Genomic DNA, 22,123 nt, shown 5'->3' on the forward strand with positions numbered 1-22,123 from the left:
ATGATGAGGGTGGACGGGTGAGCGAGCAGACACTGGACCCGGCGGCGGAGCGCGGAGTCGTGATCGTGGGCGCGGGCATGGCCGGCGTGCAGACGGCCGTGGCCCTGCGCGAACAGGGCTTCACGGGCCCGGTCACCCTGATCGGTGCCGAACCCCACCAGCCGTACGACAGACCGCCCCTGTCCAAGGCGGTCCTGCTCGGCAAGGCGGAGGACTCCGCCTTCGACGTCGACTTCGAAGCCCTGGACATCACGCTGCGCCTGGGCCTCGACGTGTCGGGCCTCCGCGCCGAGGAGCATGAGCTGGACACCCCGGAGGGGCCCGTCGCGTACGACGCGCTGGTCCTCGCCACCGGGGCTGAACCCGTCGCGCTGCCCGGTTCCGAGGGTGTGCCAGGCGTCCATCTGCTGCGCACCCTCGACGACGCCGCACGGCTGCGGCCGGTCCTGGAGCGGCAGCACGACGTGGTCGTCGTCGGAGCGGGCTGGATCGGCGCCGAGTTCGCCACGGCGGCCCGCGCGGCCGGCTGCGCGGTCACCGTCGTGGAGGCCGCCGACCGTCCCCTGGCGGGCACGATGCCCGCCGAGGTCGCCGAGCCGATGAGCGCCTGGTACGCCGAGAGCGGAGCCGAACTCCTCACCGGCGCCCGGGTCGCCCGCATCGAACAGGGAGCCGTCCATCTCGCGGACGGCCGTGTGATCCCCGCCGGAGCGGTGGTCGTCGGCATCGGCGCGAGGCCCGCCACCGCGTGGCTCGCGGGCTCCGGCATCGCGCTGGGCCCGGACGGCTCGGTCACCGCGGACAGCTCGCTGCGCACCTCGCTGCCCGATGTCCACGCGGTGGGCGACTGCGCCTCCTTCCCGTCCGCCCGCTACGGGGAGCGGCTCCTGGTCCACCACTGGGACAACGCCCTCCAGGGGCCACGGACGGTCGCCGCCGCCCTCGCGGACGGTGTGCCCCGGACGTACGACCCGGTGCCCTACTTCTGGTCCGAGCAGTTCGGCCGCTTCGTGCAGTACGCCGGTCATCACGCCGGTGCGGACACGTTGCTGTGGCGGGGCGACCCGGCGGACCCGTCCTGGACGGTCTGCTGGCTGCGTCAAGGGGCCCTCGTCGCCGTGCTGGCCGTCAGCAGGCCCCGCGACCTGGCGCAGGGGCGCAAGCTCGTCGAGGCGGGGGCGCGGATCGATCCGGCGCGGGCCGCCGACTCCTCCGTACCGCTGAAATCGACGGTGCTCGAGGGGTAGGCACGGCCTCGTACGCCCGGCCCGGCTACCGACTGTCGGTCCGGGATGGCACGCTTGTCCCTGTGACCGAGATTGACGCAAAGATCGATGCTCTCGTCCCCGCATGGCTCCACCTTCCCGATATCGCGGAAATGCTCGATGTCGAGGTGACGCGCGTACGGCAGCTGGTCAAGGAAGGCCAGCTGATCGCCGTACGACGTGGTGCGAACCGGGCGCTCCAGGTGCCTGCCGCCTTCATCGACGGCGACAAGGTGGTCAAGGGTCTCGTAGGGACCCTGACGCTCCTGAGGGACGACGGCTACAACGACGAAGAGATGCTGGACTGGCTCTTCACCCCCGACCCGACCCTGCCCGGCACCCCCGCGCAGGCCCTGAGCGAGAATCGCGGTACGGAGGTGAAGCGCCGCGCCCAGGCGCTCGCTGTCTGACCGGACGACCGTGAGCGGGGTACGGGCCGTGGCACACACGGCCCGTACCCCGCTGCAACCGGCCTGTCGGCACGGCGATCCACCGGCGTACGGGCGAGTTCCCGGCGCATCAGTGTCCGACGACGCACCGACGTACCCACGGGGGAAATCTTCATGTCCACGCTCCGCGACCGGCTCTCCGACGCCCGGCTCTATCTGTGCACGGACGCCCGCAAGCGGCAGGGGGACCTCCCCGAGTTCCTCGACGCCGTGCTGTCCGGCGGCGTGGACATCGTGCAGCTCCGGGACAAGGGCATGGAGGCCGCCGAGGAGCTCGAACACCTCGCGGTGTTCGCCGACGCCTGTAAGCGCCATGGAGCGCTCCTGGCGGTGAACGACCGGGCCGATGTCGCCCATGCCATCGGCTCCGACGTGCTGCACCTGGGGCAGGGCGACCTGCCGGTGCCGGCCGCCCGCGCCGTCATCGGCGGCGATGTGGTGATCGGCCGCTCCACCCACGCCGAGGCAGAGGTCGACGCGGCCGTCGCCGAGGCGGGCGTCGACTACTTCTGCACGGGTCCCTGCTGGCCCACCCCGACCAAGCCCGGCCGGCACGCCCCGGGCCTCGGCCTCGTGCGTTACGCCGCCTCGCTCGGCACGACGCGGCCGTGGTTCGCCATCGGCGGGATCGACGCCGGCAATCTGGACGAGGTGCTGGACGCCGGCGCCCGTCGCGTCGTCGTCGTGCGGGCCGTCACCGAGGCCGCGGATCCGGCCGATGCGGCCGCAGCGCTCGCACGGCGTGTCCGGGCGCGCACCGCCTGACCAGGGAAGCTCCGAGGGCGTCCGAAGGGGTGCCCGGGGGTGCCCGGGGGTGTCCGAAGGGTGGACAAAACCCGCCTCATTCCGGTCAATTCGCTCGCTCTGGTTGGGGTACCGCCGGGCCCTGGTTAACCTCCCAGTATGGCCCTTGGCACATCTTCCACCAGGACAGATCACGCGCGCACCGTGCGTGAGCTGCTCGCGACCGGCGAGACGTCGTTCTCGTTCGAGTTCTGGGCGCCCAAGACCGAGAAGGGCGAGCGGAACCTCTGGAACGCCCTGCGCCGGGTCGAGGCGGTGGGACCGAGCTTTGTCTCCGTGACGTACGGGGCCGGTGGTTCGACCCGCGCCGGGACGGTCCGGGCGACCCAGCAGATCGCCGCGGACTCCACGCTCACGCCGGTCGCCCACCTCACCGCCGTCGACCACTCCGTGGCCGAGCTGCGCAACATGGTCGGGCAGTACGCCGACGCCGGCATCCGCAACATCCTCGCGGTGCGCGGAGACCCGCCCGGCGACCCGATGGGTGAGTGGGTCGAGCACCCGCAGGGCGTGCGGTACGCGGCGGATCTCGTCCGGCTGATCAAGGAGGCCGGCGATTTCTGCGTCGGCGTCGCGGCTTTTCCCGAAATGCATCCGCGGTCCGCCGACTGGGACTCCGACATCAGTCATTTCGTGGACAAGTGCCGCGCCGGTGCCGACTACGCGATCACCCAGATGTTCTTCCACCCGGAAAGCTATCTGCAGATGCGTGACCGCGTGGTCGCTGCGGGTTGCGACACCCCGGTCATTCCCGAGGTCATGCCCCTCACCAGCGTCAGACAGCTGGAGAGATTCGCACAGCTCAGCAACGCGTCCCTGCCTTCCGCACTGAAAGAACGCATCCTCGCCGCGAAGGACGACCCGGCGGCTGTACGCTCCATTGGCATCGAGTTCGCCACGGAGTTCTGCGCGAAACTGCTCTCCGAGGGTGTCCCGGGGCTGCACTTCATCACGCTCAACAACTCGACGGCGACACTCGAGATCTACGAGAATCTCGGACTGCACAAGCAGTCCTGACCGGCCGTACCCGCCACCAACCGGGGCGGTGGCCGTAGGAGGGGGCGGGCGTGGGCTGGACGGTCCTCTACATCGCATTCGGCATTGTGGCGTTGTGGCTGCTGGGCGAGGTGCTCCTGCAGTACAAGGCACGCCTGCGCTGGCGGCTGCTCGCCTTCGCCGGCTTCCTCGTCGTGGTCCTCGGTGTCCTGATCCCCTCCGTGCCGGTGATCGTCCTCGGGGCGATCGCCTTCGCGACGGGCCAGACATATGTGACGCTCTCCTTCCGGCGCGGCTTCTCGACGGGATGGGCCGTGGGCGGCAAACCGGGTGAGAGCCGCCGGCGGCGCGGGTCCGGCGGCCAGGGCGGCCAGAAGCCCACACTCGAGGTCTCCGACCTGGAGTACGAGGGGGCGGAACAGCAGGCGGAGGCGGCCCCCTCGGCGGTCTACGCACCGGAGCCGCTGCCCGACGACACCGGGCAGTACGGCATCTACACCGACCCCGCGCCGGCGGGCCGCGACAGCGGGCAGGACCAGCACGGCGAACCGCAGCCGCAGTACGCCGGCTACGACCCGTACACCGGTTACGGCCAGCCGCCGCCCCAGGACCCCTACGGCGGTCAGGCGGGTTACGGGAGCCAGGACACGCACCAGGACCAGGGCGCCTACGCCGGCCAGTACGACTACGGGACGGACCAGACCGGGTACGCCCCCTACTCCGACCCCTACATCGGCACAGGCGCCACCGGGGGCACGGACCAGGCCGCGGGCACGGGGCAGTACGCGGACACGGGGCAGTACGCGGCGTACGACAGCTACGGCGGCTACGACCCCTCCTACGGCGCCGGGCAGCCGCCTGCGGACCCGTACACCGGGCAGTACACCGACACGCCGCCGGGCGGCGTCTGGGTCCCGCAGCAGCGCGAGGATGACCAGTACCCCCCGATGCCGCCGGAAACACCCGTCCAGGCGCCGTACGGCAACGGGTACGACACCGGACAGAACGAGCAGTACCGCTACTGAGCGGCCGGCCGGCCGTCGGGACCCGACGGCCGGCCGCGGCGCGACGGCCGTGGAGTCACCGGGAGCCGCGGAAGCCGTCACCCTCCACGACGAGTCCCGCGACCAGGGCACCCGACATCCCCGCGTGGGCCGTTCCGCCGCCGGGGTGGGCCCAGCCGCCGGCCAGATACAGGCCGGGCAGCGGGGTGCGGTTCCCGGAGCGCAGATACGCGCCCCGCGCCCCGGCCAGGGCAGGCGCCGGCACCGAACCGCCCTCGGCCCCGGTGCAGGCCGCGGTCTCGGCCGGCGTACGCACCTCGGCGTGGACCATCCGCTCGCGGAGGCCGGGAACGGCCTCCGCGGCCCGGCCGATCACCTCGTCCGCGAACCGCTCGCGCAGCGCCGCGTCCGTCCAGTCGACCGGACCGTGCGGCGCCACCGTCACCATCAGGGTCACCGCCTCGTGCTCCTCGTCGGGGCGGGTGGCGGGGTCGTCGGGGCGCAGCACCGTGACCGTGGGCCGCTCCGCCGTCCGGCCGCCGAACACCGCCTCCTGCTCCGCGCCCGGGTCCATGGCGTGCACCACGGTCCGGTGCGCGGCGCCGGTCTCCCGGGCGCCGCGCAGCGACAGCAGGACGAGGAAGCGGCCCGGCACCGGAGCCGTGTCCGCCCCGGCGGGCCGCTCCTCCCCGAAGGGCAGGAGCCCGGGCGCCGGCTGCGCGCCCAGGACCACATGATCGGCCTCCACGCTCCCGCCGTCCGCCAGCTCGATCCCTGCCGCCCGCCCGTCCTTCTCGGACACCCGGACCGCCTCGGCGCCGAAGACGAACTCCACCCTGCGGGCCAGACACCGCTCGTACACCGCGTCGGCCAGCGCGCGCATGCCCCCGGCGACGTACCACGTGCCGAAGGTCTCCTCCATGTACGGCAGGAGGGCCGCGGCGGCCGGGGCGCGGCGCGGGTCGAGCCCGTACGACAGGGCGTAGCCGTCGAGCAGGGCCGTCAGACGGGGGTCCGCCAGCTCCCAGGCGCCCACCTCCGCCACCGTCGCCGCCTCCTGGGCGGCGCGGAGCAGCCTGCGCCGGCGCACCGCGGGGTAGGGATCGCGGCCCAGCATCTGCCGGTCCTCGGGCAGCGGCTCCTCCAGCAGTGGCCTGCGCGACCGGTCCCAGGCGGTTCCCGCCCGGTCCAGGAAATCCCCCCACCGGGCTCCGGCGCCCTCGCCGAGGGCCCGGTCCAGTGCGCCGACGACCCCGGCCCGTGAGGCGTTGGGCAGGGAGACCGCGGTGCCGTCCGCGAAGAGATGGCGGCTCGACGGGTCGACCTGGGTGAGCGTGACGCACTGCTCCAGGCTTTCCTTGCCCGTCTTCACGAACAGGTCGCGGTAGACCGCCGGCAGGTGCAGCAGCCCTGGGCCGGTGTCGAAGACGAAGCCGTCACGCGCATACCGGCCGAGCGAGCCGCCGTGTGTCTCCGACCGCTCGTACACCGTCACCCGGTGGCCTGCCACGGAGAGCCGGGCAGCCGCCGCCATCGCGCCGGTCCCGGCGCCGATCACCGCAATTCGTGCCATGCCAGTGACCCTAAGGGGTGCCACCGGCACGTCATTCGTGAGGCCGGTGCCTGCCCGCCTCGCCCAGCGGCTCGTGAACACAGGGGGAGTACCGGCATGGACGCGATCGTGACCAGCCGGGGGACACCGGGGGGACACCCGGGGGGCACCCGGGTGGGCCCTTCCGCGCAGGGCTGAGTATCTCTACCTAGTGCGGGAGATGAGTAGGGATGCGGATAGGCCCTCACCTGCACAGACGGAAGAGTGGAGACCACGGAAGGGGCGCGGCGCCCGGACCGCCGGCACGGGGCGGCGGAACGGCGCGGCACCCCGGACGCAACGGGGGCGCAGACGCGGAGCTCCGGGACCACGGGGGACACGGGGTCACGGGGGAGGGCTCCGCGGAGGTGTACGGACGCCGGTCCGGTGGAATTCGGGGGGATCGAATTCCACCGGACCGGCGTCTTCCGTGCGCGGGCCCGCCTCAGCGCCCGCTGACCCGCCCGTGCAGCAGCAGGGACAGGGCGGAGTGCACGTCGTCGATCGTCCGCTCGGGCTGGAACGCCTGCCAGTCGAGAGCCGCCACCAGGACCATCCCGACCAGCGCGGCGGCCGTCAGCTGGATGTCGATCTCCTCGCTGAGCTCGCCGCCCGCGACGCCTTCCCTGAGCACTCCCTCTACTACGGCCACGGCCTCCTGGCGGACCACCAGGAGGGTCGACTGCCAGGCACGGTTGGTGCGCCAGAGTTCGGCGACGTAGAGCTGGGTGAAGGCCGGGTAGCGGTCGATGAAGACCAGACCGGCCCTGATCATCGCGTCCAGCGCCTCCACACGGGTGCCTCCGCGCGCCTCCGCCGATTCGGCGGCGGAACGCAGCGACTGCGTGAGCAGCCCGACGCCGTGCCGCAGCAGCTCCTCGAACAGCTCGGTCTTGCTCTTGAAGTTGTAGTAGACCGTGCCCTTGGCCACCCCGGCGCGTTCGGCGATCTCGTCCACCGTCGTCGCGGAGAACCCCTTCTCCGCGATGAGGGTCACCGCCGCCTCGTAGAGCTTCTGCCGGGTGACCTGGCGGCGCGTGCTGCTACTGCTGTCCATGCCCTTGATTCTCACAGGTCCCGGCGCGGTCACAGACTCAGCTCCGGGTGCAGCCGGTCCAGGGTCCACACCTGCTTGCGCCGGGCGGAGAGGGCGGTGAGCGCCAGAGCGCCCGCGGTGAAGGCCAGCAGCACGGCGCAGGCCTGCCAGACCGGCCCGAGCCCTCCGCCCGTGATCAGCCGGCGCAGCCCGTCCACGACGTACGTCATCGGCAGGTAGGGATGGATCGCTCCGAAGAACCCCGGACTGGTCTGGACGGGATAGGTGCCTCCGGCCGAGGTCAGCTGGAGCATCAGCACCGCCAGGACGAGGATCCGGCCCGCCGCGCCGAAGCGGGCGTTGAGCCACTGCACGATCGCGGCGAAGCAGCAGGTCACCAGTGCCAGGAAGCCGATCGTCCCGGCGGCGTGCGTCATCTGCAGACCGAGCTGCCAGTGCAGCACCGACATCAGTGCGGCGACCTGGAGCAGGCCTGTCGCGGCGACGGGCAGCCAGCCCGCGAAGGCGATCCGCCAGGCCGGCGCCCCGGCCGCGAGCGCCCGCCGGTTGAGCGGCTGGATCAGCATGTACGCCACCATCGCGCCCACCCACAGCGAGAGCGGGATGAAGTAAGGGGCGAAGCCGGTGCCGTAGTTGGGTGCCGCGTGCAGCGAGGAGGAGGCCAGCCGCACGGGGTCGGCCATGACACCGGTTCGGGCGTCCCGGTCCTTCTTGTCGTAGTCGGGGATCTTGCCGACCCCGTCGTTCAGCCCCTGTGCGAGCGTCGAGGAGCCGTCACCCAGCCGGTACAGCCCGCCGTCCAGCGTCTTGGCGCCTGCCTTGAGCTTCTTGACGCCCGCGTCCAGGTCCCCGGCCCCCGTCTTCGCGGTGCCGAGCCCGGTGTGGAGCGCGTCAGCACCCTTGGCGACCTTGTGCGCGCCCGTGTTGAGTGTGTTGATCCTCTTCACGGCGGACTCCAGATCCGCGTCCAGGTCCGGCGAGCGCTTCGCCAGGGCATCGGCCTGCTTCTCCAGCGTGGTCAGCTGGGTGCGCAGCTTCGCCAGGTCGCCCTTCTGATTCGTGACCAGCGCGTTCACGTCGTCGGACACTGTGACGACGTCCTCTGCCGCGGTCTTGGCCCGCTTCAGCTGCGGACAGACCCCGGGATCGGGCAGTGGCTGGTCCTCGCAGCGGTCGCGGTAGACCTCGGCCAGGTCGTCGGAGGCCGTGTGGGCGGCGGCGGAGGCGGTGGGCGCCGCCTCGGCCAGCAGGCCGAGGTTGTCCCGTACGGCCTTCGAGGAGTCGGCGACCAGCCGGGCGGTGTCCCCGATTGCCTTGCCGTTGTCCTTGAGGAAGGGGCGTACGTCCTCGGCGACCGCGTTGACCTTGTCGGCGAGCAGCTGGGTGCCGCCGGCGACCTGCTTGGACCCGGCCTCCAGGTCACCCGCGCCCTTGTGCAGCTTGGTGACGCCGGTGGAGAGCGTGCCGCTGCCCGACTTGGCGGTCCTGAGTCCGTCCGCGAGGTCCTTGGAGCCCTTCTTCGCCGCCGTGAGGCCGCTCTCGAGGTCGTCTGCCCCCTTGGCCGCCTTCGCGGTCGCGTCGTGCAGACCGGAGAAGCTGAGGAAGATCCGGTCCAGGAAGCCGCGCGAGGCCTTCGTGGACGCGGCGCTGCGGACCTCGGCGAAGACCGTCCTGGAGATCTGTCCGACGATGTAGTTGTTGGCGTCGTTCGTACGCACATCGAGGGCGCCGGTCTCGGGGGAGCTCCCGCCGCTCGACGCGATCTGCTTGCTGAAGTCCGCGGGCATGGTCAGGGAGAGGTAGTACGTCCCGTCCTCGACGCCCTTCACGGCCTCGGCGGAGCCGACCTCGTGCCAGTCGAAGACCTTCGAGTCGAGCAGCTTGCCGGTGATCTCGTCACCGGCCGCGAGGCGTTCGCCGCCGGTGGTCGCTCCCTTGTCCTCGTTGACGAGCGCCACCGGGATGCGGTCGAGCCGCCCGTACGGGTCCCAGAACGACCAGAGATAGAGCGCTCCGTACAGCAGGGGCAGCAGGAGGAGCGCCACGAGTGCGGCGCGCGGCATCCGGCCCCTGCCGAACCGCCGCAGCTCAAGCGCGGCCAGTCGCGGTGATCGCATCGTCCGCTTCCTTCCCGGTCGTCGTGTCGTCGGGCGCATCGGTTTCTGCCGCCGGGCGGGTGCGCACGGTGAGCGCGTCCTCCGGGGACTCGCTGCACACGGCCAGCACGGTGGTTCCGTCCGCCGCGACGGTGCGCAGCAGCTCCCAGGCCAGGGCGCGGTCCGTGGCGGAGAGTTTGAGGTCCGTGTCGTCGACGGCGAGGAGCCGCGGACCGCTCATCAGGGCGAGGGCGACGGACAGGCGCAGGGCCTCCAGGCGCTCCAGGTCCCGCACGGAGGTCCGTTCGGCTTTGGGCAGCACAGCGAGGTCGAGCCCGGCGGCCTCCAGCGCGGCGTCGACCGCGGCCCGCACCGAGGTGGCGCGTTCGGCGCGGGGCCGGAGCAGGGCGCGCGGCGAACCGCCGAACCGGCGCCGCAGCAGGGCCCGTTCCCGCAGATGCTCGGCCACGGTGAGGGAGGGGTCCAGGTCGCTGACACCGGGGACCGGGCCGAGAGCACTGAACCGGCGCACGGCGGCGAGCCGTCCTGGGAGGCGCTCACCGCCCACCTCGGCGTGGCCCCGCGTGGAACGCATCCGGCCGGTGAGCGCGAGCAGCAGACAGGTACGGCCGGAGCCGGAGGGGCCTTCCACCGCTACGAGCGATCCGGGACCGGCGGCGAACCCCACTCCCCGGAAGGCCCAGCCGCGCGGACCCTTCAGCCCGAAGTCCTCGGCGCTCAGCGGCGCCCCGTGCGGGCTGTCCACGACCCCACCCCCCATTCTTTTGCACTGACTGGTCAGTGCAAAAAGCTAGCTCGAACCCGCGCTCGAAGCAAAGCGCCTGGTCAGGAGGGGTTTCTGAGGGATTGTCAGTGGTGGCCGTCACGATGGATACATACGGCCACGGAGCCGTCACACGACGACAGGAGGTTCGTCATGGCCAGCTCGTCCGCAGCCGCCGCCCCGCGGCGCCGCGCAGGCAGCCCTGCCCCCTCACTGACCGGTCCGGCAACCGACGTCCACCCCGTTCTGCGCCGCGCCACGGCGCCGCCCGCCGCTCTCGATCTGCTCGCCCAGGCCCACTCCGGCCTGGAAGAGGCCGCCGTACTCGACGTGCCCAACGAGCGGTACGCCACCGCGCACCTCGCCGCGCTGCGCACCGCTGCCGCAGTGCTCGCCGCTCGAGGGCGGCCCGAAACCGGCAGGCGCCGCAGGGAGAGGATCCGCAGCGCCTGGGAGGTCCTTCCGGACATCGCGCCGGAACTCACCGAATGGAGCGCCCTGTTCGCCTCCGGAGCCCGGCGCAGGGCCCGGGCGGAGGCGGGCATACCCGGCGCGGCGACCAGCCGCGACGCCGACGATCTGCTGCGCGACGCGGCCATGTTCCTGCGCCTGGTCGAGCGGATGCTGGTCCTCCAGCCCGTCCTTCCGCAGCCCCGGAGGGACGGCCCCGGACAGCGGCCCGACGCGGGATGACCGCGCGGGCGGTGCGAGGCAATAGGGTGGAGAGCACCCGTACCACCTGCACTGTTCACGCTCCGCCGTCCGTGGCGGCACCGTGCCGAGGAGTCAACTGCCGTGTCGGACCAGCTGCGCCCCCGAGCCTCCCTCCGTACCGCCGTGGTCTGGGAGGTCCTCAGGGACGCTCTCGAGCGCCGGGTCAAGGCGACCGGCAGGGAAGCCCTGGACGTGCTGGACACCGGTGGCGGCACCGGCAATTTCGCCGTGCCCGTCGCCCGGCTCGGCCACCGCGTCACCGTCGTCGACCCCAGCCCGAACGCCCTGTTCGCGCTGGAGCGCCGCGCCGAGGAGGCCGGTGTCGCCGACCGGGTCCGGGGCGTCCAGGGCGACATCCTCGGCCTGTTCGAGGTGGTGGACCGTGCCGGTTACGACGCGGTGCTGTGCCACGGCGTCCTGGAATACGTGGACGACCCCGCCGAGGGCGTACGCAACGCGGTCGACGCGCTCCGCCCGTCCGGTGCGCTCAGCCTGCTCGGTGCGGGCCTCGGCGGTGCCGTCCTGGCCCGGGCGCTCGCGGGCCACTTCGCCGAGGCCCGGCAGGCGCTGGCGGACCCCGCCGGGCGCTGGGGCGCCGGCGACCCCGTGCCCCGCCGGTTCACCGCCGACCAGCTGACGGGACTGGTCGATGCCGCGGGCATCGAGGTCCGCGCGGTCCACGGCGTGCGGGTCTTCGCCGACCTCGTGCCAGGCGTTCTCGTGGACACCGAACCGGGCGCGATGGAGGAGCTCCTCAGGCTGGAGGCGGCCGTCGCGGAACTGCCGGCCTTCCACTCGGTGGCGACCCAGCTGCACGTTCTGGGAGAGAAGCGCGCCTGAGCCGGGCGGCGCCACCGCCGGAGTACCGGCGCGAAAGCGACGGCAGCACGGCTGATCAGCAACGCAGCTGCAGACGGAGTACTGCCTAGAACACCCGATCGCGCCGCGGGCCCCGTATGATCGGGTGACACCATCCGGCATGACGGATCGGAGGTCGGGGAATCTACGCCTCAGCAGCCGAGCCGAATTGGCGGTCCGGACTGGCTATGGCTAGAGGGCGGGTTTCACGGGGGCGAATCCCTGCCTATCCTGGAAGGGCCGCATACCGGTCGCCCCCGCGGCCGACGACGAGGAGGACTCCGTGCCGCTCTCGGAGCACGAGCAGCGAATGCTCGAGCAGATGGAGCGAGCGCTGTACGCCGAAGATCCCAAGTTCGCTACAGCGCTTGAGGGAAGCGGGCTGCGCAGGTACACCCGGCGACGGGTCTACCAGGCGGTAGCCGGTTTTCTGGTGGGTATCGCGCTCCTCATGGCCGGAATGGTTTTCCAGCAGACCTGGGTCAGCGTGGCGGGGTTCCTCGTCATGCTGGGCTGTGCCGTGCTGGCGGTCACCGGATGGCGCAAAGCGCCGAAGCCCGGTGAGCAGCAGCCGGCGGGGAGTGCGAGCGGGGGCGAAGGCGAACGCCGACATCCCAGGCAGCGCCGGTCGATGATGAACCGGATCGAACAGAGGTGGCAGCGCCGCCGCGACGAACAGGGCCAGTGAGCTTTCCGCTTCTCGGCCGGCGGTGGGCAGCCCACGCCACCGGCAACGGACGCGGACCGCGCACACCGAGAACTTGACGCTGGACCTCACACGTGAGGGGCGGTCGCATCACAGCGACCGCCCCTCACGCGTTTTCCGTACGGCCCTGGATCCCGCGGAGCGGCGGTCGCCCCGGCGCCCCTGGGCCCGGCCGCCTCTGGGCCCGGCCGCCCCTGGGTGCGGGGACCGGCAGGCCGCCGGCCCCCGCACCCAGGGGATCAGCCCTGCTGCCGTGACGGGCGCCGCAGCCGCGCCGCCCAGCGGTCGCGTCCCACACGGTCCGACCACCGGCGGCCGAGCTCCGTCCTGCGTTCCGAGACCGACCAGATCACCCGGACGGCCGAACGAGGCGCGAGGGTTGCCCGCACCCTGCCCCAGCGGCCGGCCGAGGTCCACAGCCCCGCCCGGACGGCCCGCGCATCCTCGGCCGGAGCGGAGGCCGCACCCGGCCCGGGCGCGTAGAGCACCTGCTCCACCGCGCCCGCCAGCCGGTGGACCGCGGCGGCCGCCTGTCCGTCGAGGTGCCCCAGCCGCACGACGCGCGCCGCGGCCTTGCGTGGGGTCTGCGACTCGTCAGGCGGAATGCCGTGGTCCCAGGCCGCATCGGTGACCTCCCACCAGGCGGCCATCACCCTGGCCGCGGCGTCCTCGGCCGTACGCCCTCCTGAGGAGCCCAGCCGCCGGCCACGGGCCCGCATCCGCCAGAGCATCGGCAGCAGCGGAAGCGTGAGAACCACCAGGGAGCCGAGCACCCACAGCGCCACCGTGCCCGCCGGGGTCCCTGGATCGGCGGAATCCATCGCACCGGGAGCCGAGGACGCACCGCACTCACCCTGCTTACGCTCCTGCGCCGGGCAGGACTCAGAGGTGGAGGGGGCTGCGGTGGGCGCCGCGGAGGCGCCGTCCGTCGGCAGCGCGGGATCGCTGGGATCCTGCGAGGGAGCGTCCGGCAGGGTGTAGGCCGGGGTACTGCCGCGGGACGGTGTCGGCTCGAAGCGGGTCCAGCCCACGCCCTCGAAGTACAGCTCGGGCCAGGCGTGCGCGTCCCTAAGCCCGACCGACACCGAACCGTCCGCCTGGACCGTGCCCGGCGTGAAGCCCACCGCGACCCGGGCGGGGATACCCAGGGTCCTGGCCATCGCGGCCATGGTGAAGGAGAAGTGGACGCAGAAGCCCTCCTTGTCCCTCAGGAACCGCTCGATCGCCGCGCTGCCGGTACCCGACGTCACCGTCGTGTCGTACCGGAAACCGCCGTCCGACGCGAACCAGTTCTGCAGCTTCACCGCCCGCTCGTAGTCGTTGGCCGCCCCCTCGGTCACCCGCCCGGCGGTCTCCTCGACCACATCGGGCAGCGACCCGGGCACCCGCGTGTACTCACGGACCAGGTCCGAACCCGGTTCCATCGATCCGGCGAGCTGCGCGGCCGTCGGCTCCACCACCAGGCTGCTGACCTCGTACCGCGCGCCGCGCGTCGTCTGGCCGTCGTCGCCGACGAGCGTGCGTCCCTCGGGCTCGAACCGCCACCGGCCCTGGATGTCCACATCGCTCGCCGGGTAGGGGAGCGGCAGATACGTCTGCTGGTACGAGGGCGAGGCCGAGATGTTCGTCCGGATCTCGGTGACGGCGACATCCCCGTCCAGCCCGGCCGGCTGCGGCAGCCTGGCCGGGACGTCGCTCAGCCGACGGGTCGACGGACGCCACTCGCTGCCGTTGAACTGGTCCAGAGCCAGAATGCGCAGATAGAAGTCCTGCGGGCTCCCCGAGTTGGTGCGGTACGACATCACCTCCCGGTTCTCCGGCTGATTGAGATTGTTCTGCAACGAGACCAGCGGGTTCACCGCGGAGATCGTGCCCCCGCCGCTCCCCTTGCCGGAGCCGCCGCCCGCCCCGCCCAACAGCCCGCCGTCGAGAGCGGGCAGGGCCGCGGGCACGGCCAGTGCGAGGCCCAGCGCCACCGCGCCGATGCGCCGCCCCGTACGGACCGACGCCACGGCACGCCCGGGCCCGTCGAGGCCGGCCGCCAGACCGCCCGACGTGCGGGACACACCGCCGAACACCCGTCCCCACTGGGACAGCCGGTCCCGGCCCTCGGCCAGCAGGAGAAGCAGATAGCCGCACGCCGCGAGCAGGAACCAGAGCCAGCCCGCCCCGCCGTCGGAGAGCCCGGCCGCGACCGAGTAGAGGGCGAGCAGCGGCAGACCGGCCGGCGCCGCGGCGCGGAGGGTCACCGCCAGGACGTCCACGGTGAGCCCGATCAGCAGCACCCCGCCGATCAGCATCAGCCGGATGCCGTCCGTCGCCGGTGCGGGAATGGCGTATCTGTTGACGTCGTCGGCGCCCGCGCTCAGCAGCTCGGCGAGCTGCTGGATCGTCCGGGGCCCGGGCAGCACACCGAACAGGGTGTGCTCCCTGGCGAATGACCAGGTCAGAGTCAGCAGGGTGAGGAGCACCTGGAGCGAGACCGTCAGGATCCCTGCCAGGCGCAACCGGCGGGCGAGCACACCCACACCGCTCTGGACGGCCAGCAGGAAGGCGGCCTGCAGGACCCACTTCGACGTCTCGACCAGGGGCAGCAGGGAACCGGCCGCCATCAGTGTGGCCGTGAAGGCACACAGCGCCAGGCGCGTACGCCCGTTCATGACCATCCCCCGGCGAGCCCCGTCGTCGTCCCGGCCACGGGGAACTGCGCGCCGGAGCCCTCCTGGCCTGCCTGCTGCCACAGTCTCGCGAGTTCAGCCCCGGGTGGCACGGCCATCGCCGTCCATCCCGCCTCGCGCAGCAGCCGCAAGCTGTCCGAGGCCGGCGGGGGAGGCCCGGCTTCCGCGCCGCGAGCCCAGTCGTCGCCGTCCAGCACGAACGCGACAGCTCCCCGGCTGCGCTGCCGCATCCTGGCCGCCATCGCCGCCTGCTCCTCGTCGAGGTCACCGAAGAAGGCCACCAGTAGCCCCTCGTTGCTCCCGCGCAGTACGTCGTAGGCGCGGGAGAGCCCGCCACCGTCCGAATGGTCCACGACCGCGAGGGTGTCCATCATCAGACCCGCCGAGTCCGCGGACTCCTGGGTCGATCCGGCGAAGCCGTCGGCGCTCTCACCCGGCACGGCACTTCCCTCGTCGGTGAGCAGCCGCACCGCGAAGCCGCGCTCCAGCATGTGCACCAGCGCGGACGCGGCCCCGGACACCGCCCATTCGAACGGCGATCCGGGGCCGGCATCCTGGTAGGCGATCCTCCGGGTGTCCAGCAGCACCGTGCACCTGGCCCGCTGCGGCTGTTCCTCCCGCCGCACCATCAGCTCGCCGTAGCGGGCGGTGGAGCGCCAGTGCACCCGTCGCAGGTCGTCACCGTGGCGGTAGCCGCGCGGAATGATGTCGTCCTCGCCGGCCAGCGCCAGCGAACGCTGCCTGCCGTCGCCGTATCCGGAAGCCGCCCCGGCCAGCCGGAGCGCCGGAAGCTGTTCGGTGCGGGGGACGACCACGAGGGTGTCGTAGGCGCTGAAGGAGCGCGACAGCTCGCACATGCCGAACGGATCGCTCAGCTGCAGTTGCAGCGGTCCCAGCGGATAGCGCCCGCGCAGGTCGGAACGGACCCGGTAGGACACCTCCCGTACGCCGCCCGGCTCCACCCGGTCCAGCACGAACCGGGGCCGGGGGCCGAGAACGTAGGGAACGCGGTCCTGGAGCATGAGCAGGCCCGTGTGCAGGCGGGACACGTTGTCCATGCGCAGATGAACCCGTGTCTCCGAGCCCGCAGGCACCCGGGACGGCGAGAGCCGCCGGCTGCCGGCCACCCTGTAGCGGGTGCGGTAGAGGACGGTGACGCAGACCAGGGGCAGCACCGCCAGCAACAGGCCCACCCGGAGCAGGTCGCCCTGGCCCAGCACATAGGCGCAGACCGCCGCCGCCACACCGGCGGCCAGGAAGGACCGCCCCCGTGTCGTGAGGCCGCTCAGAGCGGCCCGCAGGCCGCCCTTGTCGTCGCTGTCGTCCACGGGGCCGGGTGCCCCGGCCGCCATCACAGCTGCCGTGCGCCGGGCTGCCGGCCGTACACCGGGGTGGCGGGCGTGTGCTGGGGCTGCGCCGGGGCGGCGGGGCCGCCCGACGTCGGCACCGGGGTGCGCTGCAGGATGTCCAGCACGACCTGCTCGGCCGTACGGCGGTTGAGCTGCGCCTGCGCCGTCGGCAGCAGCCGGTGGGCGAGCACCGCGACCGCGAGGGCCTGGACGTCGTCGGGCAGGGCGTAGTCCCGCCCGCTCAGCGCGGCCGACGCCTTGGCGGCGCGCACCAGATGCAGGGTCGCGCGCGGCGAGGCCCCGAGTCTGAGATCCGGGTGCCGGCGGGTCGCGGCCACCAGCTCCACGGCGTACCGCCGGACGGAGTCGGCCACATGGACCGTACGCACCGCGTCGATCAGCTTCACGATGTCGTGGGCGTGCGCCACCGGCTGCAGGTCGTCCAGCGGTGAGGCCCCACCGTGCACGTCGAGCATCTGCAGCTCGGCCTCGGCGCTCGGATAGCCGATCGACACCCGGGCCATGAAGCGGTCACGCTGAGCCTCGGGGAGGGGGTAGGTGCCCTCCATCTCCACCGGGTTCTGGGTGGCCACGACCATGAAGGGATCGGGCAGCTCGTAGGTGTGGCCGTCGATGGTGACCTGGCGTTCCTCCATCGACTCCAGCAGGGCCGACTGGGTCTTGGGCGACGCGCGGTTGATCTCGTCGCCGATCACGATCTGGGCGAAGATCGCGCCCGGTTTGAACTCGAAGTCCCGTCGCTGCTGATCGAAGATCGAGACCCCGGTGATGTCCGAGGGCAGCAGGTCCGGCGTGAACTGGATGCGCCGCACCGAACAGTCGATGGACCGCGCCAGCGCCTTGGCCAGCATCGTCTTGCCGACGCCGGGCACGTCCTCGATCAGGAGGTGCCCCTCCGCGAGCAGCACGGTCAGCGAAAGCCGTACGACCTCGGGCTTGCCCTCGATCACACCCTCGACCGACCTGCGTACCCGCTCCGCTGTGCTGGTCAGATCTGTGAGGCTCGCTCGATCGTCATAGGTCGTCACCCGGCCCTCCTCGGCCCCTTGTGCACGGGCCGACGCACAAAACTGCCCGGCCCGCCCCGAAATACGGACACTCTCCGGAGGACCCGGAGAGATGTCACACCCGCATTCTTGTTGCCGTTACCGCTTCGTGTCACTCGCCTGTGGGTAAGTGGGGGTGAAATGCCGGATGTGGTCCGTATGTCGGGGCGATTCAGGAGGCGGGCAGGATCTCGCGCAGCGAGCCGGTGGTCACGTCGAAGACGAAGCCGCGGACGTCGTCCGTGTGCAGGAGGAACGGAGAGGTGCGCACACGCTGCATCGACTGCCGCACGTCCTGGTCGGCGTCCGTGTAGGACTCCACCGCCCAGGCCGGGCGCTGTCCGACCTCGATCTCCAGATCCTGCCGGAATTCCTCGGTGATCGCTTCCATGCCGCAGTTCGTGTGGTGGATGAGTACGACGCTGCGGGTGCCGAGCGCCCGCTGGCTGATCGTCAGTGACCGTATGACGTCGTCGGTGACCACGCCGCCCGCGTTGCGGATGGTGTGGCAGTCGCCGAGCTCCAGGCCGAGCGCGGCGTGGAGGTCGAGGCGGGCGTCCATGCAGGCGACCACGGCGACGTGCAGCACGGGCCGCGCGTCCATGCCCGGGTCGCTGAACGCCTCCGCGTAACGCGTGTTCAGTTCAACGAGGCGGTCGGTGACCGTTCCCCCGGAACGGGCCCCGGAGGTCGTGGTCGAATCGGTCTCGGCGGAAGGCTGCGCAGAAGTCGACATGGTTAAGACGTTAGCGTCAGCGACCGCTCCTGGCGTGCTGTGGCAGGGGACAAAGAACGTCAACGTGGCTTGTTGTGAGGTAACCCACAAGCCTCACGGTCAGGCGCCCGGCCGGGTGAGGTTCCCGGTCCGCCGCGGCGGTGCGACGCGCTGCGCGGTTCGTTGATCGGGAATGGATCGAATGGCAGGGTGGACTAAAGTGACGCGAAGTTACTGACACGCCTGCACATTCTGCATATTTTTACATGTTTCGAGTTCCCCGTGATGTGCGGCGTACATGCGGCCCGGCCCTCTCCCGCTCGCCGGCCGGCCGACGCCTCCTTCCCCGGCGCCGGCCGACCTCCCCTTCCGGGCGGGCGGGGACCAGGCCGTATGTGCGGCCACACGGGACATAGCCTGAGAGGGCGCTTTGAGCCAGACCCGACACGTCCCGGTGATGCTCCAGCGATGCCTGGACCTGTTGGCCCCGGCTCTGGAGGCGACGGGACCGCGGCCCCCGGTCGTCGTCGACTGCACCCTCGGGCTCGGTGGGCACAGTGAGGCCCTGCTCGCCGCCTTCCCCGAGGCCCGCCTGGTCGCCCTGGACCGGGACAAGGAAGCGCTGCGGCTCTCGGGCGAGCGCCTCGCCCCGTACGGCGACCGCGCCACGCTGGTGCACGCGGTCTACGACGAACTCCCCGAGGTGCTCGACCGGCTGGGGATCCCCAAGGTCCAGGGCGTGCTGTTCGACCTCGGTGTCTCCTCCATGCAACTGGACGAGGCGGACCGCGGTTTCGCGTACGCCCAGGACGCGCCGCTCGACATGCGCATGGACCAGACGACCGGCATCGGCGCGGCCGAGGTGCTCAACACCTACCCGCCGGGCGAACTCGTGCGGATCCTGCGCGCGTACGGCGAGGAGAAGCAGGCCAAACGCATCGTCTCGGCCGTCGTGCGCGAACGCGAGAAGGAGCCCTTCAGCAACAGCGCCCGTCTCGTCGAGCTGATCCGTGACTCCCTGCCGCAGGCCGCCAAGCGCACCGGCGGCAACCCGGCCAAGCGCACCTTCCAGGCCCTGCGCATCGAGGTGAACGGTGAACTCACCGCCCTGGAGAAGGCCGTTCCCGCGGCAGTGCGAAGCCTCGCCGTCGGTGGCCGGATCGCCGTCCTCTCGTACCAGTCCCTTGAGGACCGTCTGGTCAAACACGTCCTCGCGGCCGGTGCGGCCAACACGGCGCCGCCCGGACTGCCCGTCGTCCCCGAGCGCTACCAGCCCAGGCTCAAGCTGCTGACCCGTGGCGCCGAACTGCCCACCGAGGAGGAGGTCGCCGAGAACCGGCGTGCCGCCCCCGCCAGGCTGCGCGGCGCCCAGCGGATCCGCGAGGAGGAGCGATGAGCGGATCCCGCCGGGCCGGCCGGACGCACACGAGGACGGTGGCACCGCGGTGACCGGGACGGCCGGGCAGATGAAGGGGCGGGCCGGCCGGCTCGCCCGGCTGATGCCGTCGGGGCCGAGCACCGCCGCCCGTACCCCCTTCGTCCTGCTGGTCGTGGTGCTGCTCGCGGGTGGCCTGATCTCGCTCCTGCTGCTGAACTCGGCGCTCAATGAAGGATCGTTCAGGCTGAGCAAGCTGAAGCGGGGGACCACCGAGCTCACCGACGAGCAGCAGGCCCTCCAGCGGGACGTCGACAGCTACTCGGAGCCCGACGCGCTGGAGCGGCGGGCCAGGGAGCTCGGCATGGTGCCCGGTGGCAGCCCCGCCTTCCTGAACCCGGACGGCACCGTCCGCGGAAAGCCCGAGCGGGCCACCGCGCAGCCTTCCCCCGCCGCGGCCCCCGAACCGGAGGCGAGCTCGGCAGGACCGGCCGCCTCCTTGGGCTCCGTGACGCCGTCGCCCTCCGCCTCCGCCGCGACGCCGTCGGCCCCGGTCACACCGGCCCCCACGGCACAGGCCTCGAACACCCAGACCCCGCCCCCGACGAGCTCCGGCAGGTGACGCAGTGCCGTCCAAGGAACCGCCGCGCCGCCGTGTACCCGGCCCCGCGCGCTCCCGTAGGACGGGCGGCGGACCGGGGCGTCCCCGGCCCGCCGCCCGTCCTGATGCCCGGCGCCCCCGGCGCCCGGCGGCCAGGAAGGGCCGCGGCGGCTCCCCGCGGCCCATCCGGCTGGGCAGCCCACGCCCCCGGCTGCGCCTGATCAGCCTCTGCCTCACCCTCGTCATGCTGGCGTTCGTCGTCCGGCTCCTCCAGGTCCAGGCGGTCGATGCCGGCACGTACTCCGCCAAGGCCGAGAAGAACCGCTACCTGGAGTACACGATCGCCGCCGAACGCGGCGAGATCACCGACCGCAGCGGCATCGCCCTGGCCACCAGCGTCGACGCGCACGACATCACGGCCGACCCGAAGCTCTTCACACCCGAGGACAGCAAGGCCCCGGACGCGCCGCAGCAGGCGGCGGCCCTCCTCGCCCCGATCCTCGGCAAGGACGAGGCGGATCTGGCGAAGAAGCTCTCCGCCAAGAGCCGCTACACGGTGCTGGCCCGACGCCAGACCCCCCAGGTCTGGAAGCAGATCAAGGACCTCAAGTCCGCCTTCGCGGAGAAGGCGGCCGAGGACAAGGCGAACGGCGGCCCCGGAGCCGACGTGCTGGCCGGAGTCCTCCAGGAGCCCACCACCAAGCGCGTGTACCCCAACGGCGACCTCGCCGCCGGGATACTGGGATTCGTCAACGCCGAGGGCAAGGGCGGCGGCGGTCTGGAAGCACAGCTGAACAAGAAGCTCCAGGGCGAGGACGGCAAGATCCGCTACGCCCAGGCGGGCGGCCGGCCCGTACCGACCGCCGGCTCCACGGAGATCCCGGCCGTCGCCGGCACCGACGTCGAGCTGACGATCGACCGCGACATCCAGTGGGCGGCCCAGCGCGCCATCGCCGACCAGGTCGAGGAGTCCAAGGCGGACCGTGGCTACGTGGTCGTCCAGAACACGAAGACCGGCGAGGTGCTGGCCATGGCCAACGCGCCCGGTTACGACCCCAACGACCTCGCGCAGAGCAACGCGGCGGGCCTGGGCAACGCGGCCCTCCAGGACGTGTACGAACCCGGCTCCACGAGCAAGGTCATGTCCATGGCCGCGGTGCTGGAGGAGGGGGTGGCCACGCCCGGTACGCACGTCACCGTGCCCAACCGGCTGCACCGGGGCGACCGGCTCTTCAAGGACGACATCGACCACCCCACCTGGTATCTCACGCTCAACGGCGTACTCGCCAAGTCGAGCAACATCGGCACCATCCTGGCCACCGGGCAGCTCGGGAAGACCCAGGCCGAGGCCAACAAGGTCCTGTACTCCTACCTGCGCAAGTTCGGCATCGGCAGCACCACGGGGCTCGACTACCCGGGCGAGTCGCCCGGCATCTTCGCCAAGCCCCAGGACTGGTCGACCTCGCAGCAGTACACGATCCCGTTCGGCCAGGGCCTCTCGCTCAACGCCATGCAGGCCGCCTCGGTCTACCAGACCATCGCCAACGGCGGCGTCCGGATCGAGCCGACCCTGGTCCGCGGGGCCAAGGACGCGGACGGCCGCTACACGGCCTCCGAAGCCCCGGAGCGCACCCGGGTGGTCAGCGAGAAGACGGCCGGAACACTGGCGAAGATGCTGGAGTCCGTGGTGGACGACGAGGAAGGGACCGGGGCCAAGGCCCACATCGACGGCTACCGGGTCGCGGGCAAGACGGGCACCGCCAACCGGGTCGACCCCGTACGCGGCGTCTACAAGGGCTACACCGCGTCCTTCGCGGGGTTCGCCCCCGCCGACGATCCGCAGATCACCGTCTACTGCGCCATCCAGAACCCCACCAAGGGCAGCTACTTCGGCGGCCAGATCTGCGGCCCGATCTACAAGAAGGTCATGGAGTTCGCCCTCAAGACCCTCCAGACACCTCCGTCCGGCAGCGATCCCACCCGGCTGCCGGTGTCCTTCAAGCCCGGCGAGTAA

The 22,123-nt window shown here is 72.0% G+C and carries 19 protein-coding genes; 11 read left to right on the plus strand and 8 right to left on the minus strand.

Annotated elements, in window-relative coordinates:
• Window positions 1-17 precede the first annotated feature (17 nt).
• From ACIREO_RS15485 to ACIREO_RS15505, 5 genes are all read left to right on the plus strand, one after another.
• On the plus strand, window positions 18-1,247 hold the full coding sequence (locus ACIREO_RS15485) for an NAD(P)/FAD-dependent oxidoreductase (protein ID WP_404109468.1): 1,230 nt from the start codon (window positions 18-20) through the stop codon (window positions 1,245-1,247).
• 62 nt (window positions 1,248-1,309) lie between these two features.
• Window positions 1,310-1,675, plus strand: coding sequence for an Rv2175c family DNA-binding protein (locus ACIREO_RS15490; protein ID WP_404109470.1), 366 nt, complete (start codon window positions 1,310-1,312; stop codon window positions 1,673-1,675).
• Window positions 1,676-1,828: 153 nt separating this feature from the next.
• Window positions 1,829-2,479, plus strand: coding sequence for a thiamine phosphate synthase (gene thiE / locus ACIREO_RS15495; protein WP_404109473.1), 651 nt, complete (start codon window positions 1,829-1,831; stop codon window positions 2,477-2,479).
• 138 nt (window positions 2,480-2,617) lie between these two features.
• Window positions 2,618-3,535 carry a methylenetetrahydrofolate reductase [NAD(P)H] gene (metF, locus tag ACIREO_RS15500; RefSeq protein WP_404109476.1) on the plus strand — a complete coding sequence of 306 codons (918 nt, stop codon included), beginning with the start codon at window positions 2,618-2,620 and terminating at the stop codon, window positions 3,533-3,535.
• Between the two features lie 50 nt (window positions 3,536-3,585).
• Window positions 3,586-4,539, plus strand: a complete 954-nt coding sequence (locus tag ACIREO_RS15505) for a hypothetical protein (RefSeq protein WP_404109479.1) — start codon at window positions 3,586-3,588, stop codon at window positions 4,537-4,539.
• Window positions 4,540-4,594: 55 nt separating this feature from the next.
• On the opposite strand, the gene ACIREO_RS15510 is transcribed toward ACIREO_RS15505, so the two are convergent.
• The 4 genes from ACIREO_RS15510 to ACIREO_RS15525 all read right to left on the minus strand — a co-directional run bounded on the left by ACIREO_RS15510 (window position 4,595) and on the right by ACIREO_RS15525 (window position 10,028).
• Entirely contained in the window at window positions 4,595-6,091 is a 1,497-nt protein-coding gene (locus ACIREO_RS15510; RefSeq protein ID WP_404109482.1) for a phytoene desaturase family protein, read from the minus strand.
• Between the two features lie 463 nt (window positions 6,092-6,554).
• Window positions 6,555-7,166, minus strand: a complete 612-nt coding sequence (locus ACIREO_RS15515) for a TetR/AcrR family transcriptional regulator (RefSeq protein ID WP_404109484.1) — start codon at window positions 7,164-7,166, stop codon at window positions 6,555-6,557.
• Window positions 7,167-7,195: 29 nt separating this feature from the next.
• A complete protein-coding gene (locus ACIREO_RS15520; RefSeq protein ID WP_404109486.1) occupies window positions 7,196-9,283 on the minus strand; it encodes a YhgE/Pip family protein in 2,088 nt (695 codons plus the stop codon).
• Window positions 9,255-10,028, minus strand: coding sequence for an ATP-binding cassette domain-containing protein (locus ACIREO_RS15525; RefSeq protein WP_404109489.1), 774 nt, complete (start codon window positions 10,026-10,028; stop codon window positions 9,255-9,257). The genes ACIREO_RS15520 and ACIREO_RS15525 overlap by 29 nt, the downstream gene beginning before the upstream one ends.
• A 171-nt stretch (window positions 10,029-10,199) precedes the next feature.
• Here ACIREO_RS15525 and ACIREO_RS15530 point away from each other — a divergent pair, with 171 nt between their 5' ends.
• The 3 genes from ACIREO_RS15530 (at window position 10,200) to ACIREO_RS15540 (ending at window position 12,306) form a co-directional block, all read left to right on the plus strand.
• Window positions 10,200-10,739: an SAV_6107 family HEPN domain-containing protein gene (locus ACIREO_RS15530; protein WP_404109491.1), complete on the plus strand. Its 540-nt coding sequence runs from the start codon at window positions 10,200-10,202 to the stop codon at window positions 10,737-10,739.
• 102 nt (window positions 10,740-10,841) lie between these two features.
• Window positions 10,842-11,600 (plus strand): class I SAM-dependent methyltransferase, encoded by a 759-nt coding sequence (locus ACIREO_RS15535; RefSeq protein ID WP_404109494.1) that lies wholly within the window; start codon window positions 10,842-10,844, stop codon window positions 11,598-11,600.
• A gap of 301 nt (window positions 11,601-11,901) precedes the next feature.
• A complete protein-coding gene (locus ACIREO_RS15540; RefSeq protein ID WP_031098904.1) occupies window positions 11,902-12,306 on the plus strand; it encodes a DUF3040 domain-containing protein in 405 nt (134 codons plus the stop codon).
• A gap of 257 nt (window positions 12,307-12,563) precedes the next feature.
• Here ACIREO_RS15540 and ACIREO_RS15545 read toward each other — a convergent pair whose 3' ends face one another.
• The 4 genes from ACIREO_RS15545 to ACIREO_RS15560 form a co-directional block, all read right to left on the minus strand.
• Window positions 12,564-14,984, minus strand: a complete 2,421-nt coding sequence (locus ACIREO_RS15545; RefSeq protein WP_404109498.1) for a DUF3488 and DUF4129 domain-containing transglutaminase family protein — start codon at window positions 14,982-14,984, stop codon at window positions 12,564-12,566.
• Window positions 14,981-16,354, minus strand: coding sequence for a DUF58 domain-containing protein (locus ACIREO_RS15550; protein WP_404109500.1), 1,374 nt, complete (start codon window positions 16,352-16,354; stop codon window positions 14,981-14,983). The genes ACIREO_RS15545 and ACIREO_RS15550 overlap by 4 nt, the downstream gene beginning before the upstream one ends.
• Window positions 16,354-17,400, minus strand: coding sequence for an AAA family ATPase (locus ACIREO_RS15555; protein WP_404109503.1), 1,047 nt, complete (start codon window positions 17,398-17,400; stop codon window positions 16,354-16,356). The genes ACIREO_RS15550 and ACIREO_RS15555 overlap by 1 nt, the downstream gene beginning before the upstream one ends.
• 190 nt (window positions 17,401-17,590) lie before the next feature.
• Window positions 17,591-18,154, minus strand: coding sequence for a beta-class carbonic anhydrase (locus tag ACIREO_RS15560; protein ID WP_404109505.1), 564 nt, complete (start codon window positions 18,152-18,154; stop codon window positions 17,591-17,593).
• 409 nt (window positions 18,155-18,563) lie between these two features.
• Here ACIREO_RS15560 and rsmH point away from each other — a divergent pair, with 409 nt between their 5' ends.
• From rsmH to ACIREO_RS15575, 3 genes are read left to right on the plus strand one after another with little or no spacing between them, the layout of a single operon-like run.
• Window positions 18,564-19,529, plus strand: a complete 966-nt coding sequence (gene rsmH / locus ACIREO_RS15565; RefSeq protein WP_404109507.1) for a 16S rRNA (cytosine(1402)-N(4))-methyltransferase RsmH — start codon at window positions 18,564-18,566, stop codon at window positions 19,527-19,529.
• A gap of 49 nt (window positions 19,530-19,578) precedes the next feature.
• Complete coding sequence (locus tag ACIREO_RS15570; RefSeq protein WP_404109510.1) at window positions 19,579-20,130, plus strand: cell division protein FtsL; 552 nt, start codon at window positions 19,579-19,581, stop codon at window positions 20,128-20,130.
• 4 nt (window positions 20,131-20,134) lie between these two features.
• Window positions 20,135-22,123: a peptidoglycan D,D-transpeptidase FtsI family protein gene (locus ACIREO_RS15575; protein ID WP_404109513.1), complete on the plus strand. Its 1,989-nt coding sequence runs from the start codon at window positions 20,135-20,137 to the stop codon at window positions 22,121-22,123.

Source organism: Streptomyces sp. NPDC102441 (assembly GCF_044765585.1).
Lineage (GTDB): Bacteria > Actinomycetota > Actinomycetes > Streptomycetales > Streptomycetaceae > Streptomyces.

Bases quoted from the DNA above. Each gene is read 5' to 3' on its own strand.
- thiE (WP_404109473.1), top strand. From the start codon at position 1,829: ATGTCCACGCTCCGCGACCGGCTCTCCGACGCCCGGCTCTATCTGTGC.
- metF (WP_404109476.1), top strand. From the start codon at position 2,618: ATGGCCCTTGGCACATCTTCCACCAGGACAGATCACGCGCGCACCGTG.
- ACIREO_RS15510 (WP_404109482.1), bottom strand. From the start codon at position 6,091: ATGGCACGAATTGCGGTGATCGGCGCCGGGACCGGCGCGATGGCGGCG.
- ACIREO_RS15515 (WP_404109484.1), bottom strand. From the start codon at position 7,166: ATGGACAGCAGTAGCAGCACGCGCCGCCAGGTCACCCGGCAGAAGCTC.
- ACIREO_RS15520 (WP_404109486.1), bottom strand. From the start codon at position 9,283: ATGCGATCACCGCGACTGGCCGCGCTTGAGCTGCGGCGGTTCGGCAGG.
- ACIREO_RS15530 (WP_404109491.1), top strand. From the start codon at position 10,200: ATGGCCAGCTCGTCCGCAGCCGCCGCCCCGCGGCGCCGCGCAGGCAGC.
- ACIREO_RS15545 (WP_404109498.1), bottom strand. From the start codon at position 14,984: ATGAACGGGCGTACGCGCCTGGCGCTGTGTGCCTTCACGGCCACACTG.
- ACIREO_RS15550 (WP_404109500.1), bottom strand. From the start codon at position 16,354: ATGGCGGCCGGGGCACCCGGCCCCGTGGACGACAGCGACGACAAGGGC.
- ACIREO_RS15560 (WP_404109505.1), bottom strand. From the start codon at position 18,154: ATGTCGACTTCTGCGCAGCCTTCCGCCGAGACCGATTCGACCACGACC.